At 73.1% G+C, this 14,372-nt stretch carries 13 protein-coding genes; 2 read left to right on the forward strand and 11 right to left on the reverse strand.

Annotation, left to right across the window (positions count from 1 at the left end):
- Nucleotides 1-494: 494 nt before the first annotated feature.
- The 3 genes from KBB57_RS05265 to KBB57_RS05275 are packed head-to-tail and all read right to left on the reverse strand — an operon-like array spanning nt 495 to nt 2,568.
- Nucleotides 495-1,289: a metal ABC transporter permease gene (locus KBB57_RS05265; RefSeq protein ID WP_290747488.1), complete on the reverse strand. Its 795-nt coding sequence runs from the start codon at nt 1,287-1,289 to the stop codon at nt 495-497.
- Nucleotides 1,286-2,080 (reverse strand): metal ABC transporter ATP-binding protein, encoded by a 795-nt coding sequence (locus tag KBB57_RS05270; protein ID WP_290747489.1) that lies wholly within the window; start codon nt 2,078-2,080, stop codon nt 1,286-1,288. The genes KBB57_RS05265 and KBB57_RS05270 overlap by 4 nt, the downstream gene beginning before the upstream one ends.
- Nucleotides 2,077-2,568, reverse strand: coding sequence for a transcriptional repressor (locus KBB57_RS05275; RefSeq protein WP_290747490.1), 492 nt, complete (start codon nt 2,566-2,568; stop codon nt 2,077-2,079). Before KBB57_RS05275 ends, KBB57_RS05270 begins: the two co-directional genes overlap by 4 nt.
- Nucleotides 2,569-2,660: 92 nt before the next feature.
- On the opposite strand from KBB57_RS05275, the gene KBB57_RS05280 reads away from it, so the two are divergent.
- Together KBB57_RS05280 and KBB57_RS05285 are read left to right on the forward strand one after the other, a co-directional pair.
- Entirely contained in the window at nt 2,661-3,683 is a 1,023-nt protein-coding gene (locus tag KBB57_RS05280; protein ID WP_290747491.1) for a zinc ABC transporter substrate-binding protein, read from the forward strand.
- A 70-nt stretch (nt 3,684-3,753) separates the two neighbouring features.
- Nucleotides 3,754-4,431 (forward strand): DUF1007 family protein, encoded by a 678-nt coding sequence (locus KBB57_RS05285; protein WP_290747492.1) that lies wholly within the window; start codon nt 3,754-3,756, stop codon nt 4,429-4,431.
- 417 nt (nt 4,432-4,848) lie between these two features.
- On the opposite strand, the gene urtE is transcribed toward KBB57_RS05285, so the two are convergent.
- The 8 genes from urtE to KBB57_RS05325 form a co-directional block, all read right to left on the reverse strand.
- Nucleotides 4,849-5,544 carry an urea ABC transporter ATP-binding subunit UrtE gene (gene urtE, locus KBB57_RS05290; RefSeq protein WP_290747493.1) on the reverse strand — a complete coding sequence of 232 codons (696 nt, stop codon included), beginning with the start codon at nt 5,542-5,544 and terminating at the stop codon, nt 4,849-4,851.
- A 3-nt stretch (nt 5,545-5,547) separates the two neighbouring features.
- On the reverse strand, nt 5,548-6,288 hold the full coding sequence (urtD, locus tag KBB57_RS05295; protein ID WP_290747494.1) for an urea ABC transporter ATP-binding protein UrtD: 741 nt from the start codon (nt 6,286-6,288) through the stop codon (nt 5,548-5,550).
- A gap of 5 nt (nt 6,289-6,293) precedes the next feature.
- On the reverse strand, nt 6,294-7,424 hold the full coding sequence (urtC, locus tag KBB57_RS05300; RefSeq protein WP_290747495.1) for an urea ABC transporter permease subunit UrtC: 1,131 nt from the start codon (nt 7,422-7,424) through the stop codon (nt 6,294-6,296).
- A 2-nt stretch (nt 7,425-7,426) separates the two neighbouring features.
- Nucleotides 7,427-9,028, reverse strand: a complete 1,602-nt coding sequence (gene urtB / locus KBB57_RS05305) for an urea ABC transporter permease subunit UrtB (RefSeq protein WP_290747496.1) — start codon at nt 9,026-9,028, stop codon at nt 7,427-7,429.
- 75 nt (nt 9,029-9,103) lie between these two features.
- The gene (gene urtA, locus KBB57_RS05310) at nt 9,104-10,348 is read right to left on the reverse strand and encodes an urea ABC transporter substrate-binding protein (protein ID WP_290747514.1); all 1,245 of its coding nucleotides are present in this window, start codon (nt 10,346-10,348) and stop codon (nt 9,104-9,106) included.
- A 412-nt stretch (nt 10,349-10,760) separates the two neighbouring features.
- Nucleotides 10,761-11,774 (reverse strand): tRNA dihydrouridine(20/20a) synthase DusA, encoded by a 1,014-nt coding sequence (gene dusA, locus KBB57_RS05315; RefSeq protein ID WP_290747515.1) that lies wholly within the window; start codon nt 11,772-11,774, stop codon nt 10,761-10,763.
- A gap of 458 nt (nt 11,775-12,232) precedes the next feature.
- Nucleotides 12,233-13,861: a histidine kinase dimerization/phospho-acceptor domain-containing protein gene (locus KBB57_RS05320; protein ID WP_290747497.1), complete on the reverse strand. Its 1,629-nt coding sequence runs from the start codon at nt 13,859-13,861 to the stop codon at nt 12,233-12,235.
- 4 nt (nt 13,862-13,865) lie between these two features.
- Nucleotides 13,866-14,348, reverse strand: coding sequence for a hypothetical protein (locus KBB57_RS05325; protein ID WP_290747498.1), 483 nt, complete (start codon nt 14,346-14,348; stop codon nt 13,866-13,868).
- Nucleotides 14,349-14,372: the final 24 nt, after the last annotated feature.

The following is a 14,372-nucleotide window of genomic DNA, read 5'->3' on the forward strand; positions in this document are numbered from 1 at the left end:
AACATGCTGGAATATATTGGTATTCCGATTCCTGTTTATCCAATGGCAGACTGCACGACAGTGGAGAGAAACCCCGGTCGGGAGAGTGCGGGACGGTGAAGCCAGACGGATTTGACCCGTGGCAAATCCGTCCGCGATCGCCCCTGCGGGGGGCGAGCGCGTTGCCGCGCTCGCCGGCGCGCTCACGGACGGATTGCGCGCGACGGAGAAATCTGGACCCCCTACGGCTTACGCGCCAACGCGCTCCAGCCGTCGGCGCGGCGAAAGCCTTGCTTTCGCTTGTCGCGCCGCAGCCTCGCGGGCAGAGCCCGCTTCGATGGGGGGGAGCGACGCGGCCTCGGGCGGCGACCGGCTCCTGTCGTGCAGTGTGATCCAATGGCAACGAAGGTTGATGCGCGGGAAACCCTCGGGCCGTGGGTTTTGCGCCCACCCGGGTGAGGATGTCACGCGGCGGGCGCCGTCGCGGGACGGACCTTGCCGCCGGCTACGGGCCGTCAGCGGCGGAGACTGGAGGCGGCGTTGGCGGCGAGGAGGAGCACGATGGCGGCGACGACGATGGTCGGGCCGGTCGGGCTGTCGAGGCGGATCGAGGCGGAGAGCCCCCCGAGGGCCGCGAGCGTCCCGGCGGCGGCGGCGGCGATCGCCATCGCTTCGGGGGTGCGGGCGAGGGCGCGGGCGGCGGCGGCCGGCACGATCAGCATCGCGGTGATCAGGAGGACGCCGACGACCTTGATGGCCACGGCCACCAGCGCGGCCAGCGCCAGCGTCAGCGCGAGGCGCTCGCGGGTCGAGGAGAGGCCGGCGGCGGCGGCGAGGTCGGCGTTGAGCGTGGTCAGGATCAGGCTGCGCCAGCGCCAGGCGAGGAGGCCGACCACCAGCGCCGCCCCGCCCCAGATCACCGCGAGATCGCCGCGCGTCACCGCGAGGATGTCGCCGAAGAGGTAGGATTGCAGGTCGACGCGCACCCCGGGCAGGAAGCCGACCGCGACGAGGCCGACGGCGAGCGCCCCGTGCGCCGCGACGCCGAGGAGCGTGTCCGCGGCGTAGGTGCGCCCCGAGGCGGCGGTGATGGTCAGCGCCATCGCGAGCGCGGTCAGCCCGACCCCGAGGGTCACGGGCAGCGCCGTCGCCAGCGACAGCGTGACGCCGAGGAGCGCGGCATGGGCGGTGGCGTCGCCGAAATAGGCCATGCGCCGCCAGACGACGAAGCAGCCGAGCGGGCCGGCGGCGCAGGCCACGCCGACGCCGGCGAGCGCCGCCCGCACGAGGAAGTCGTCGAGCGGGCTCACCCGCCGGTCCCGTGGACGTGGTGGTCGGGGTCGTGGTCGTGCGCATGGGCGTGCCCGCCGGCCGCGTGCTCGTGGTCGTGCTCGTGGCGGTAGAGGGCGAGCGCCCCCTGGGTGCCGAGGCCGAAGAGCGCGCGGTATTCCGGGGCCGCGGAGACGACCGTCGGCGCGCCCTCGCAGCAGACGTGGCCGTTGAGGCAGATCACCCGGTCGGAGGCGGCCATGACGACGTGGAGGTCGTGGCTGACCATGAGGACGGCGCAGCCGAGCTCGGCGTGCAGCTCCTCGACGAGGCGGTAGAAGCGGGCCACGCCGGGCTGGTCGAGGCCCTGGGTGGCCTCGTCGAGGACGAGGATGTCGGGGCGGCGCAGCACGGCCTGGGCGAGGAGCGTGCGCTGGAACTGGCCGCCGGAGAGGTCGATGAGCTGGCGACCCCCCTGCCCCGCCAGCCCGACGCGGGCGAGCGCGGCGCGCCGCGCCTCCGGGCCGGCATGGTCGCCGGCGATGGCGAGGAAGCGGTCGACCGTCATCGGCATGGTGTGGTCGAGGGCGAGCCGTTGCGGGACGTAGCCGATGCGCAGCCCCGGCGCGCGGGCGATCGCGCCGGCGTCGGGGCGGTCGGCGCCGATGAGCAGGCGCAGGAAGGTGCTCTTGCCCGAGCCGTTCGGCCCGACGATGGTCACGATCTCGCCGCGGCGGATGGCGAAGTCGACGCCGGTCAGGATGGCCTGGCCGTCGCGCGCGAAGCCGAGGCCCCGCGTGGCGAGGAGCGGCGGCGGGAGCGGCGCGTTCACGCCGCGGCCGTCGCGGCGCAGCGGGCGCAGAGGCCCTCGACCTCGACCACGGTGCGCTCCGGCACGAAGCCGAACGCGGAGGCGCGCTCGGCGAGGCCCGGCTCGACGTCGAGCGCGGTCTCGGCGACGGCGCGGCAGGCGCGGCAGACCATGAAGGCCGCCGGATGCGCGCCCTCGCCCGTGCAGGCGACATAGGCGCCGAGGCGCTCGATGCGGTGCGCGAAGCCGTTCTCGACGAGAAAGGCGAGCGCCCGGTAGACCACCGGCGGCTGGCCGCCATGGCCGGCCTCGCGCAGGCGGTCGAGGAGCTCGTAGGCCGTCATCGCCCGGTGCGATTCCAGGAGCGCCTCGAGCGCGGTGGCGCGCGCCGGGGTCAGCCGCAGCCGGCGCGCGCGGCAGCGCTCCTCGGCGGCCGCGAGCGCGCGCGAGCGGCAGTGGGCATGGTCATGCGCTGCGAAGGCGCGGAGATCGGCGGTTGACGGGTTCATGGTTACATTATAACAGAAGCTCGCCCGATGGCATAGTAGGCGCGGCCCTCGCGCCCCACAAGCTCCGCCGGGCGCTGCATCGGAGAGGTTCCATGGCCGGGCTCACTCGTCCCGGCGGGCTTGCGCCCGCCCTGTCGCTTGCCGTGTCGCTCGCCGCCGCGCCGGCGCTGGCAAGCCCGCGCGTCGTCGCCGACATCGCGCCGGTGCATTCGATCGTCGCGGCGGTGATGGGCGGTCTCGGCGCGCCGACGCTGCTCGTCCAGCCGGGCGCGTCGGAGCACGACGCGGCGCTGCGGCCCTCCGACGCCGCCGCGCTCGACGCCGCCGACGTCGTCGTCTGGATCGGTCCCGGCCTGACGCCGTGGCTGGAGGGCCCGATCGACTCGCTCGCGGGCGACGCGGCGCGGGTGACGCTGGCCGATGCGCCGGGGATTCGGCTGCTGCCGCGGCGCGTCGGCGGGACCTTCGAGGCGCACGAGCACGGGCACGCGGAGGAGGGTCACGACGACCACGGCCACGACGACCACGGCCATGACGACCCCGGCCATGACGATCATGACCACGACGATCATGACCACGACCACGACGAGACCGGCGCCGACCCGCATCTCTGGCTCGACCCGGCGAACGCCGCGGTGATGGCGGGCGTGGTGGCGGAGGCGCTGGCCGCGGCCGATCCGGCGAACGCCGACGCCTACCGCGCCAACGCCGCGGCCTTCGGCGCGGACGCCGAGGCGCTGACGAGCCGGATCGCCGCCGAGACGGCGCCGGCGCGGGGACGTCCCTTCGTGGTGTTCCACGACGCCTATCACTATTTCGAGGACCGCTTCGGGCTGCCGGCCGCCGGGGCGATCTCGACGAGCGACGCCGCGCCGCCGGGCGCCGTGCGGATCGCCGAGATCCGCGCGCTCGTCCGCGACGCGGGCGCGGTCTGCGTGTTCTCGGAGCCGCAGTTCGACCAGGGCCTCGTCGAGACGGTGATCGAGGGGACGCCGGCGCGGGCCGGGGTGCTCGACCCGCTGGGCGCCGGGCTCGCGCCGGGGCCGGAGCTCTACACCGCCCTGCTCGACCGGCTGGCGGACGGACTGGTCGGCTGCCTGGCGCCGCCGGTCTGACCGCCGCCCTCGCGGGTGGTGACAAGCGCCGCGCCGGAGCGTATCCCGCTCGCCGACGCGGGAGCGGACGATGGCGCGGAGACAGGATCGGGCAAGCCGGGGCCGGGCAAGCCGGGGCGGGACGCTGCGGGCGGCGGCCGTCGCGGCGCTGCTCGCGCCGGGCGCGGCGCTCGCGCATCCGCATGTCTTCATCGACGGCGGCGTCGATTTCCTGTTCGACCCGCAGGGCCGGCTGTCGGAGCTGCGGGTGACCTGGGTCTACGACGCGATCAGCTCGCACACGATGCTCGAGGATCTCGGCATCGACGCCGGCAAGGCGTTGACCGCGGACGAGGAAACCCGGCTCGCCGCCTACCAGACCGAATGGGTCGAGGGGTTCGCGGGGGATTCCTACCTGTCGAGCGACGGCCGCCCGGTGGGGCTCGGCGGGCCGGAGGCGGCGGAGGCCGAGGTGCAGCCCGACGGGCGCGCGGTGATCCGCTTCAACCGTCGCGTGGCCCAGCCGTTCCGCCCGCGCCACGCGGTGGTCGAGGTCTACGACCCGACGTACTTCACCGGCTATGCCGTCACCGACGCCCCGAGGATCGAAGGCCCCGCCGAGGGCTGCGCCGCCGAGGTCGAGCCCTTCAAGCCGACGGAGCGGCTGGTCGCGCTCCAGCTGAGCCTCGCCGAGATCGGCGTGGACGAGGATCCGAAGGACGACGTCGGCGCCCTCTTCGCCGACAAGGTGCGGCTGGAATGCCGTTGACCGCCGGCTGAGACGGCCGCCCGTGGCGGACGCCGGGTGGGCGGCGCTGGCGCATCTCGGCGTGGCGGCGGCGCGGCGGCGGCGAAGCAGTACTGCGACGCTCGGCTCACAATTATGTGAGGAGGCCGCAACTATAGATAGATCAGCGTGGAATGGGTCGCGCGGTGCAATCTCAGGTTGCGGCGCACAAACCAGAACGCGGAAAACGAGAAGGCCGCCCGGCTTTCGCCAGACGGCCCCTCGACTACGAACAACGCTACCGGATTACCTGATGCACCATTTACGCTTGTCATCAACATAGCCTTGCTGCGGTGCAGTATCAAGGAAAAGCGCGCGGTTTCCGTCGCGTGGCGGCCGGCGCCCGGCGGATAGGCAGATTTCTGCCGCACCTGCCCAGGAATGGCGCGCGCTTCACGCTCATACCGTCATCCAGCGGCGGACCTCGTCGGGGTCCACCTCGGCGGCCGGGCCGGCGAGGACGACTCGGCCGCGGTCCATCACCGCGTAGCGGTCGGCGAGCTCGGCCGCGAAGTCGAAATACTGCTCGACCAGCACGATCGCCATGCGGCCCTGATCGCGCAGGTAGCGGATGGCGCGGCCGATGTCCTTGATGATCGAGGGCTGGATGCCCTCGGTCGGCTCGTCGAGCAGGAGGAGCCGCGGGTCGGTGACCATGGCGCGGCCGATGGCGAGCTGCTGCTGCTGCCCGCCGGAGAGGTCGCCGCCGCGGCGGCCCATCATCTCATGAAGGACGGGGAAGAGGTCGAAGACGGTATCGGGGATGCGCCGCTCGCGCCGCGGCAGGAGCGAGAAGCCGGTCTCGAGGTTCTCGCGCACCGTGAGCAGCGGGAAGATCTCGCGGCCCTGCGGCACGGTGGCGACGCCGAGGCGGGCGCGGGCGTCGGGGCGCAGGCGGGCGATGTCGGCGCCCTCCCACATCACCCGGCCGCGGCTGACGGCGTGGCGGCCGGAGATGGCGCGCATCAGCGAGGTCTTGCCGACGCCGTTGCGGCCGAGCACGCAGGTCACCTGCCCCGGCTCGGCGACGACGGAGACGCCGCGCAGCGCCTGGCTGGCGCCGTAGGTGAGGTCGATGTCCTCGACGGAGAGCATGTGTCAGCGCCCCAGATAGACCTCGACCACCTCGGGATTGGCCGAGACGTGGTCGAGGGAGCCTTCGGCCAGCACCGCGCCGCGATGGAGCACGGTGACCTTGCAGTCGAGCGCGCGGACGAAGTCCATGTCGTGCTCGATGACGACGACGGAGTGCCTGCCGGCGAGCGAGACGAGGAGCTCGGCGGTGCGCATGGTCTCGGCGTCGGTCATGCCGGCGGCGGGCTCGTCGACGAGGAGGAGCTGCGGGTCCTGCGCCAGCAGCATCCCGATCTCCAGCCATTGCTTCTGGCCGTGGCTGAGGCTGCCGGCGAGGCGGCGGCGGGCCTCGGTCAGGCGCACGGTCTCGAGCAGCTCGTCGATGCGGGCGCGGTCGCGGCCGGTGAGGCGGTGGAAGAGCGAGGTGGGCACGCCGCGCGGCCCGGCGAGCGAGAGCATCAGGTTGTCCTCGACGCTCTGGGTCTCGAAGACGGTGGGCTTCTGGAACTTGCGGCCGATGCCGAGGCGGGCCGTCTCCGCCTCGTCGAGGCGGGTGAGGTCGACGTCCTCGTCCCAGACCACGCGCCCCGTATCGGGGCGGGTCTTGCCGGTGATGATGTCGAGCATCGTGGTCTTGCCGGCGCCGTTCGGGCCGACGACGGCGCGCAGCTCGCCCTTGGCGATGGCGATGGAGAGGCCGTTGATCGCCTTGTAGCCGTCGAAGGCGCGGTGGACGTCCTGGAGGTAGAGCTGGGTTTCCTTCATGGGCGCTACTCCGCGGGCTCGGGCGCGGCGATGGCGGCCGGCGCGCCGCGGCGTTTCGCCGCCACGTCCTCGATCAGGCCGAGGACGCCGCGCGGCAGGAAGATGGTGACGAGGACGAACATCGCGCCGAGGACGAAGACCCAGGCCTCCGGCGCCGCGGAGGTGAGCCAGGACTCGACCGCCGAGACGATCAGCGCGCCGAGGGCGGCGCCGACGAGGGTGCCGCGGCCGCCGAGGGCGACCCAGATGACGATGACGATCGAGCTCGCCGGCGAGAACTCGGAGGGGTTGATGATGCCGACCTGCGGCACGTAGAGCGCCCCGGCGAGGCCGGCGAGCATGGCCGAGACGGTGAAGACGAAGAGCTTGTAGTGCTCGACGCGGTAGCCGAGGAAGCGGGTCCGGCTCTCGGCGTCGCGCACCCCGACGAGCACCTTGCCGAGCTTCGAGACGGTGATGGCGCGGGCGAGCAGGAGCCCGCCGGCGAGCGCGAGGCCGGAGAGGACGAAGAGCGCGGCGCGGGTGGTGTCGGCGGAGAGGGGGAAACCGAGCACGTCGCGGAAGTCGGTCAGGCCGTTGTTGCCGCCGAAGCCCATCTCGTTGCGGAAGAAGGCGAGCATCAGGGCGTAGGTGAGCGCCTGGGTGATGATCGAGAGGTAGACGCCGGTGACGCGGGAGCGGAAGGCGAACCAGCCGAAGACGAAGGCGAGGAGGCCGGGGACGAGGAGCGTCATCAGGCAGGCGAACCAGAACATGTCGAAGCCGTGCCAGAACCACGGCAGCCGCTCGTAGGAGAGGAAGACCATGAAGTCGGGCAGCTCGGGGTTCGCGTAGACGCCGCGGGCGCCGATCTCGCGCATGAGGTGCATCCCCATCGCGTAGCCGCCCAAGGCGAAGAAGGCGCCGTGGCCGAGGGAGAGGATGCCGGCGTAACCCCAGACGAGGTCGAGGGAAACCGCCAGGAGCGCGTAGGTGAGGTACTTGCCGAGGAGCGCGACCAGCGTCGAGGGGACGTGGAGCGCCGAGCCGGGCGTGGCGAGGAGGTTGCCGGCGGGGACGGCGACGATGACGACGAAGAGCGCGGCGAGGAAGACGCCCATGCGGGCGTCGATCAGGCGGTCGGACTGCGGGGCCATCGTCACGCCTCCGCCGCGCGGCCGCGCTGCGGGAAGAGGCCGCGGGGACGCTTCTGGATGAAGAGGATGATGAAGACGAGGATCAGGATCTTCGCCAGCACCGCGCCGGCCCAGGGCTCGAGGAGCTTGTTGGCGATCCCGAGCGAGAAGGCGGCGGCGAAGGCGCCCCAGAGGTTGCCGGCGCCGCCGAAGACGACGACGAGGAACGAGTCGATGATGTAGGCCTGCCCGAGGTTCGGCGAGACGTTGTCGATCTGGCTGAGCGCCACGCCGGCGAGCCCGGCGATGCCGGCGCCGAGGCCGAAGGTCAGCGCGTCGACGCGGCCGGTGCGGATGCCCATCTCGGCCGCCATGGCGCGGTTCTGGGTGACGGCGCGCATCTGCAACCCGAGCGCGGTGCGGCGCAGCAGCAACAGCAGCCCGAAGAACACGGCAATGGCGAAGAGGAGGATGCAGAAGCGGTTCCAGGTGATCGAGAGCTCGCCGAGCTGGAAGGCGCCGGCCATCCAGGACGGGTTGCCGACCTCCTTGTTGGTGGGGCCGAAGATCGTGCGCACCGTCTGCTGGAGGATCAGGCTGACGCCCCAGGTGGCGAGCAGCGTCTCCAGCGGGCGGCCGTAGAGATGGCGGACGATGCCGCGCTCGATGGCGACGCCGACGCCGCCGGCGACGAGGAAGGCGACCGGCACGGCGATGAGCAGCGACCAGTCGAAGAGCTCCGGCGCGTGGGCGCGGATAAGGGCTTGCGTGACGAAGGTGGCGTAGGCGCCGAGCATGATCAGCTCGCCATGGGCCATGTTGATGACGCCCATCACGCCGAAGGTGATGGCGAGGCCGACGGCGGCGAGGAGCAGGACCGAGCCGAGCGAGACGCCGAACCAGACGTTCCGGGCGTGGCTCCACATCGCCTGGCGGGCCTCGATGGCGGCGACGGCGTCGGCGGCGGCCTCGGCGACCGCCGGGTCGGGGTCGGCGGCGACGGGCGTCAGCGCGGCGACGGCGTCGCGGGCCGGCGCGGCGGCGACCCGCTCGACCGCGGCGACGCGCTCGGCCGAGGGGGCGTCGGATTTCAGGGTGGAGATGGCGATGGCGGCGTCCAGCGCCGTGGCGATGGCGGCGTCCTTCTCGGCCGCGCGGGCGGCCCGCAGGGCGGGCAGCGCCTCGGGATCGGCGGCGCGGAAGGCGGCCGCGGCGGCGTCGAGGCGGCGGGCGGGGTCGGGGTCCGCCAGCGTCATGGTGCCGAGGGCGGCGCGGATGGTGCGGCGCAGGCCGTTGTTGATCTTGATCGCCTCGGTCGAGCGGGCGGCGACGGGGCCGAGTCCGGCGCCGGTCAGCGGGTCGAAGCCCTGGGCGCGGCTGCCGCGGCCGGTGACGCGCAGGATGGCGCCGTCGTCCTTGCGCACTTGCAGCTCGCCCGCCCCCAGCGCCTCCAGCACGCCGACGGCGCGCGGGTCGCCGGTGCGGGCGATTTCCCCGACCACCTCGGCGCGGTCGCTGAAGCTGCCGTCGGGAAGGCGGACCATCAGCTCCTCGAGCGTCTGGGCGAAGCCCGGGGCCGCGAGGAGCGCGAGCCAGACGAGCAGGGCGGCGAGGGGACGCATCATCGGGGCGCGGGCTCCGTCGGGGAAAAGCCGCGCCGGGCCCCGGGGGGCGGCCCGGCGCGGCGCAGGCTCGGGAGGTCAGTTGGTCGCGCCGCCGCACTCGCCGGTCGCGGTGTTGAAGTTCCCGCACTGCATCGGCGCGCGCCAGACGCCGACGAGGTCCTTCGACTCGGGCAGGTAGTCCGACCACTCGTCGCCGAGCACGAGGCCGTTAGTCTCCCAGACCACGTCGAACTGGCCGTCGTCGCGGATCTCGCCGATCAGCACCGGCTTGGTGATGTGATGGTTGACGCTCATCGCCGAGAGGCCGCCGGTCAGGTTCGGCACCGCGACGCCGTTCATCGCCTCGATCACCGCGTCGGTGTCCGTCGTCCCCGCCGCCTCGACCGCCTTCACCCACATGTTGAAGCCGATGTAGTGGGCCTCCATCGGGTCGTTGGTCACGCGGTCGTCGTTGCCGATGAACTTGTGCCAGGCGTCGATGAACTCGGCGTTCTCCGGGGTGTCGACGGACATGAAGTAGTTCCACGCCGCGAGGTGGCCGACCAGCGGCGCGGTGTCGAGCCCCGCGAGCTCCTCCTCGCCGACCGAGAAGGCGACGACGGGGATGTCCGCGGCGGAGACGCCCTGGTTGCCGAGCTCCTTGTAGAAGGGCACGTTGGCGTCGCCGTTGATCGTCGAGACCACGGCCGTCTTCTTGCCGGCCGAGCCGAAGGCCTTGATGTCGCTCACGATCGTCTGCCAGTCGGAATGCCCGAACGGCGTGTAGTTGATCATGATGTCCTCGGCCGCGACGCCTTTGCCCTTGAGGTAGGCCTCGAGGATCTGGTTCGTCGTGCGCGGATAGACGTAGTCGGTGCCGGCGAGCACCCAGCGCTCGACGCCTTCCTCGTTCATCAGGTAGTCGACCGCCGGGATCGCCTGCTGGTTCGGCGCCGCGCCGGTGTAGAAGACGTTCCGCTGGCTCTCCTGGCCCTCGTACTGCACCGGGTAGAACAGGATCGAGTTCAGCTCCTCGAAGACCGGCAGCACCGACTTGCGGCTGACGGAGGTCCAGCAGCCGAACACCACGTCGACGCCCTGGGTGGCGATCAGGTCGCGCGCCTTCTCGGCGAAGAGCGGCCAGTCGGAGGCGGGGTCGACTACCACCGCCTCGAGCGGCCGGCCGAGCAGGCCGCCCTTGGCGTTCTGCTCCTCGATGAGCATCAGCATGACGTCCTTGAGCGTCGTCTCGGAGATCGCCATCGTGCCGGTGAGCGAATGCAGGATGCCGACCTTGATCGGCTCGCCCTCCTGCGCAAGCGCCGGGGCGGCGGCGAGCATCGCCGCAAGCGCCGCGCCGAGCCGGAAACTGGTCAGTCCCTTCATCGATCCCCTCCTCGTTCGGGTATTGTGGTCGCAGGCGAGCCATTGGGCCGCGCGCCGCCATCGGCGGTCCGATGCCGGCACGCTGACGACGAGGGGAAACTAGCGTCAAGGATGGACGCCCTAATTTTTGGCGAACCATCCTGATTGATGGAATTTTGGGCTTATTGGTTTCACGTATGCGATCATCTGCGCCTTGCGTAGGCGTTTACGTCCGCTCCGCGCCGGCCAGCGTCTCCAGGTCGACCGGCCCCTGCGCCGCGGCCCGGCCGGCGAGGGCAGCGAGGAGGCGAACGGCCTGGAGGCGGCGCGGCGCATGGTTTCCCCTTTCGGCGGTCGCCCGACGAGGGCGCGCCGGGGGGCGCTTCCGTCAGCCCGCGGCGTGCAGGGCGGGCCCGGCGGGGCCGATCGCGGCGAGGGCGCGCTCGACCAGCTCCGGGCCGGCGTCGGGGCGGTGGGCGCCCTCGGAGAGGATGCGCCGCCACGTCCGCGCTCCCGGCCGGCCGGCGAAGGCGCCGAGCATGTGGCGGGTGATGCGGGCGAGCGGCGTCCCGGCGGCGCGCTCGGCCTCGATGTAGGGCAGCATCGCTTGCACGGCCGCCTCGGGGGGCACGTCCGGGGTGGCGGCGCCGTAGAGGCGGCGGTCCGCGGCGCCGAGGAGGGCCGGCTCGTGATAGGCGGCGCGGCCGATCATCACGCCGTCGAGCCCGGCGGCGAGATGCGCCTCGGCCGCGTCGAGGCCGGGGACGCCGCCGTTGAGGATGATGTCGAGGCCGGGAAAGGCGGCCTTGACGCGGCGGACGAGGGCGTAGTCGAGCGGCGGGATCTCGCGGTTCTCCTTCGGGCTCAGGCCCTGCAGCCAGGCCTTGCGGGCGTGGACGGCGACCCGGCGGACGCCGGCGGCGGCCATCAGGGCGACGAAGGCGGGGAGCGTGGCCTCCGGGTCCTGGTCGTCGACGCCGATGCGGCATTTGACGGTGACCTCGACCGGGCCGGCGGCGGCGATCATCGCGGCGACGCAGTCGGCGACGAGGCCCGGGGTGCGCATCAGCGCGGCGCCGAAGCAGCCGGACTGCACGCGGTCGGAGGGGCAGCCGACGTTGAGGTCGATCTCGTCGAAGCCGAGATCGCGGGCGATGGCGGCGGCGCGGGCGAGCGCCGCGGGCTCGGACCCGCCGAGCTGGAGCGCAAGGGGGCGCTCCTCGGGGTGGAAGGCGAGCAGGCGCTCGCGGGGCCCGTGGAGGACGGCGCCGGTGGTGACCATCTCGGTGTAGAGGAGCGTCCGCCGGGTGAGGCGGCGGTGGAAGAACCGGCAGTGGCGGTCGGTCCAGTCCATCATCGGGGCGACGGACAGGCGCCAGGCCGGCTCGGGGGCGGGTTCCATCGGCAAGCGGCGGTCCTCTCGGCGGGGCGCCCCGACGGCGCCCGGCCCGCTCATAGGGCGGGCGGCGGGCGGAATGCAAATCGCATCGCGCGGAGACGCAGGCCCGGTCGCGCGCGGTGGCAGGCCGTGCGCGGTGGCAGGCCGTGCGCGGTGGCAGGCCGTGCGCGGGGCAGGCCGTGCGCGGTGGCAGGCCGTGCGCGGTGGCAGGCCGTGCGCGGGGCAGGCCGTGCGCGGGGCAGGCCGTGCGCGGGGCAGCCGCCGGGCGCCGCCGAGGCCGGGCCACGCGACGGTCGGCCGCGGCCGGGGGAGGCGCATGGGTTGGCCGGCGGCGTCGCAGGGCCCCGCCGCCGAAGGCCGGCTCGGGCCGGAGCGGCGCAGGGGATGGCCGCCGGCGTCGCCGGGCGGCCGGCGAGCCCGCCGGCGGCGGGCGCGACGGCGGGGCGCGCCCTCGCCCGGCGTCAGCCGGCGGCGTCGCCGAGGATGCGGTGGCGGAGGCGGCCCATGTCGGCGGGGGTCTCGACGATGTCGTCGAACGATTCGGGCCGGTCCGGCGCGCCGAGGGAGACGAAGAGCGCGCCGGGGTGGCGGGCGCGCAGGCGGGCCATCAGCGTCTCCTCGGCGAGGCTGGAGGCGTCGACCAGCACGACGTCGACCGGGCCCGCGTCGTCGCGGTCGACGAAGCTCACCCGGTCGGAGCGGAGCGACGCGCGGTAGATCGCGGCGAGCGCTCCGGAGCGGGTCTCCAGCCAGATGCGCAGCGGCTCCTGGCGCACGGACGGCGCGGGGATGACGACGCGCATCGAGCGGCGCTGGCCGGCGCCGTCGCAGAGCTCCAGCACCCCGGCGGCGGCGGCGATCAGGCCGCGGGCGATCAGCGGGCGCAGCGCCTCGGAGGTGAGCTGGTCGGGCGTCGGCTCGTTGAGGCCGGTGACGAGCTCGAGCTTCCAGTCGGCCGAGGGATCCGCGGCGACGAAGCGCAGCTCGCCGACCAGCGTCCCGGCCTGCCGCGCGAACGCGATCTCGACCGTCCCGGGCCGGGCGCTGGCGCGGACGTAGGCCCCGAGGTTGACGAAGATGTCGCGCAGCCGGACGAGGTCGCCGAGGAGGACGTCGCCCGCCTCGCTCGTCGCCTCGACCCGGATCCCGGTCTCCCCCGCATCGGCCAGCGCCGCCCCCACTCCCTCCGCCAGCGCGCCGAGCCGGAAGGGCTGGCGGCGCATCCGCAGCCGCCCGTCCTGCAGCTCGGCATGGTCGAGGAGGCCGGAGAGCATCTGCAGCGTCGCCGCCCCCGACTGCTGCGCCTGCTCCACCAGCCGCCGCTGCCGCGCCGGCAGGTCGCTCTGGCGCAGCAGCGCCAGCGGGCCGAGGACGCCGTTCAGCGGGTTGCGCAGCTCGTGGCTCATCGTGGTGAGGAAGCGCGACTTGGCGCGGCTCGCCGTCTCGGCCTCCTGGGCGAGGCGGCGGTCGAGCTCGGCCATCTCGCGCTGGCGGCGGTTCTCGCGCAGGATCAGCGCCAGCGCCAGCGCGCTCAGCAGGATGGCGGCGAGGCTGATCGCCGCGGTCATCTGCGAGCTGAGCTGAAGGCGGTCGCGCACCGCCGCCGCGGCCTCGGTGTCGCCGCGCACCACGCGCAGCGTATAGAGCCGGAGGTCGTGCTGGAAGGTGACCAGCTCCTGGCGGATCACCGCGACCTGCGCGGCGTCGTCGGGACGCAGCGCCGCCAGCACCGGGTCGAGCTCCTTGAGGTATTGCTGGAAGCGCGGGATCGAGTCGAAGCCCTCGTCGTAGCGCTCGATCAGCTCGCCGATCCGGCCGGCGCCCATCATGAAGACGCGGCTCCACAGGATGTTGAAGCGCTCCCGCATCGCGTCCAGCGCCTCCGGCGTCGGCGCGGCCGCGAGGTCGGCGACGCTCAGCTGGAACCGGAGCAGCTCCACCTCCATCTGCGTCGCGGTCCAGAGGATGTTCTCGCGGCTGATGGCGCGCAGGCTCTCGACGTCGCGGCGGATCGACTGGTAGCCGAGCGCGGCGAAGCCCGCCATCGCGAGGAGGACCACGAGTCCGAGGTATCGCTGCGGCGCCCGCATCGGCTCAGGGCGCCTCGATCTCGACGAGCTGCCAGATCAGCCGCTCGGTATATTCGGGCGCGTCCAGCTCGGCGTTGCCGGAGATCGGATACATGAGCCAGAGCGGCCCCTTGTCCCGGCGCGACAGCCGCACGCCGTTCGCCTCGGTCGCGACGATGACGTCGTAGCGCTCGAAATCCTCCGTCGGGATGTCGATGTAGTAGTCGTTCGCCGCGGTGAAGCGCAGCGTGTCGAACTCGAAAAGCGCCAGCAGCGCGATCACGTCCCGGATGAGAGGGCCGCGATAAGCCACTGGTCCGTCCGAGAATTCATTCTCGGTGACGATGGTCGCCTGCGGCAGCGCGTCGAGCTCGTCGATGGTGAGCGCATAGACCTCGGCGCGGCGGCGCAGGGTGAGCGCGGGGTCCTCCGTCGCGGCGGCGAAGGAGGTCCCGGCCAGCAGGCCGTAGAGAAGGAGGCCGGCAATCGATCTGCCCGACACGACCATGCGAGAGCGCCCCCGGCCTCCGTC

The sequence above is a fragment of the Amaricoccus sp. genome, from assembly GCF_017993425.1.
Taxonomy (GTDB): Bacteria; Pseudomonadota; Alphaproteobacteria; order Rhodobacterales; family Rhodobacteraceae; genus Amaricoccus.